This window comes from Enterococcus sp. HMSC076E04, assembly GCF_001814285.1.
In the GTDB taxonomy this organism is placed as follows: domain Bacteria; phylum Bacillota; class Bacilli; order Lactobacillales; family Enterococcaceae; genus Enterococcus_B; species Enterococcus_B lactis.
In genome coordinates this window covers 1-1,796 of sequence record NZ_KV815618.1, presented here as the reverse complement: position 1 = coordinate 1,796, position 1,796 = coordinate 1, and the positions used below count along the sequence as shown (strand labels likewise).

The window sequence follows — 1,796 nt, the reverse complement described above, 5'->3', positions numbered from 1 at the left end:
AAGAATTAGTAATTTTGAAAAATAAAGAAGCTGTAACTACGAGCTTGCAAGTGGCAGAAAGTTTCGAAAAGAAACATAAGCATGTGCTAGAAGCAATTGAATCAATAAAAAGATCGCTCGAAAATTCGGCCAATGTTAAAGATGTGCTCGATTTTGAGCAGATGTTTATGGAAGGGAACGAGCCGGACTCATACGGAAGAAGTCGGAGAGTTTATTTCATGAATAGAGACGGATTTTCCTTGCTAGCTATGGGATTTACTGGAAGTAAAGCAATAAGTTTCAAACTAAAATTTATTGAAGCTTTCAATGAAATGGAAAAATCAATCAAAGAACGAATGATCGCTATTCCAACGACACATAGAGAAATGGCTATGTTAGCTTTAGCTGCAAACGAAGAAACGAACGAAAGAGTAGACGCTATAGATGCGGTCATTTCAATTTTTAGCTTAGCTGGTTCATTGGTGGGAACTTTTTCAGGAATTGTTATCTCTAATAAATTGACAATTTATCGAATTGATCAACTAGAGAAAAAAGTTGAAAAACATAATAATTTGGTAGAAAGAACCTATCAATTAGAAGGCCGAATGAAAGTAGTTGAGCATGATATTCAAGATGTGAGAGGGGGTGAGTGAATGATTTTACCCGATAAGTATTATCAAGTCATTAAATGGACGGTTTTAACAGTATTACCAGCTGCATCTGCTTTAGTAGCCATGTTAGGGAAAGCGTATGGATGGAATGGAACAGATATGACAGTACTCACTATCAATGCAGTAGCAACATTTTTAGGCGTTATCACTGGTGTGTCGGCTTATAATTTGAAAAAATAGGAGGAAACAAATGAAAAAGAAAATTACTATTACTGCGATGAGCCTATTAACGGCTCTTTTTTTATTGCCAATTAATGGGTTCGCCTATACGATCAACGATGAATATAATCTAGCTCCAAATCAAGGGGATTCAAGATTAGCAATCCCAAACAAAATTATTTTACATGAAACTGGGATAGATGCACCTGCAAGAAACGTAGCCGCCAACATGAAAAATAATTATAACGGAAGTAATCCTTATACTACAGATGTTATTGGTGACGGTGGGATTGTTTACCGTGTGGGTGAGCAAGGATATGTTTCGTGGGGTGCTGGTAACGCCAACCCTTATGCGCCTGTACAGATTGAATTACAGCACACATATGATAAAGCATTGTTTGAGAAAAACTATCGAGCTTACATTGAATATACAAGAGATAGTGCAAAAAAATATGGAATTCCATCGACTCTTGATCAAGGAACTTCTTTATTTACAAAAGGAATCATTTCTCATTTGTGGGTAACAAATTATGTTTGGGGTGATCATACAGATCCTTACGGTTATCTTTCTGAAATGGGCGTAAGTAAAGAAAAACTAGCCTATGATTTAGCTCATGGATTTACCGATGAAAATCCGACAACTTCAGATGATAAACCAGTCATTGATCCAACTAGAGCAGGTGCTGCAAATCCTACGCTGACAGATGGAACAAATTACGCCCACATTGATCAGTTCGGAGAAATCGAAAACGCAAACTTGCATGTGGCTGGATGGCATATTGCTGACTACCAATATGAGTATATCTTCATCATGGATTACAATACTGGGAAAGAACTAGCACGAGTAAATGCTAATGGCGTTTCACGTCCAGATGTAAACCAATCTTATAGTACTTATGGAAACGTTGGTTATCATGTATCGTTCAACATGCGTAATTTTCCTAATAAGAAAGTGGAATGGCAACAGTTTTTTTGACAAATTTTATA

At 36.6% G+C, this 1,796-nt stretch carries 1 protein-coding gene and 2 pseudogenes; all 3 read left to right on the top strand.

Annotated features, from left to right (window positions below; genetic code table 11):
* Positions 1-327: pseudogene (locus HMPREF2961_RS10245) on the top strand (Rha family transcriptional regulator); the annotation flags it as partial.
* Positions 328-632: 305 nt separating this feature from the next.
* Positions 633-830 carry a phage holin gene (locus HMPREF2961_RS10240; RefSeq protein WP_002334690.1) on the top strand — a complete coding sequence of 66 codons (198 nt, stop codon included), beginning with the start codon at positions 633-635 and terminating at the stop codon, positions 828-830.
* A 10-nt stretch (positions 831-840) separates the two neighbouring features.
* Positions 841-1,764 (top strand): annotated as a pseudogene (locus HMPREF2961_RS10235) (N-acetylmuramoyl-L-alanine amidase); the annotation flags it as partial.
* Positions 1,765-1,796 lie beyond the last annotated feature (32 nt).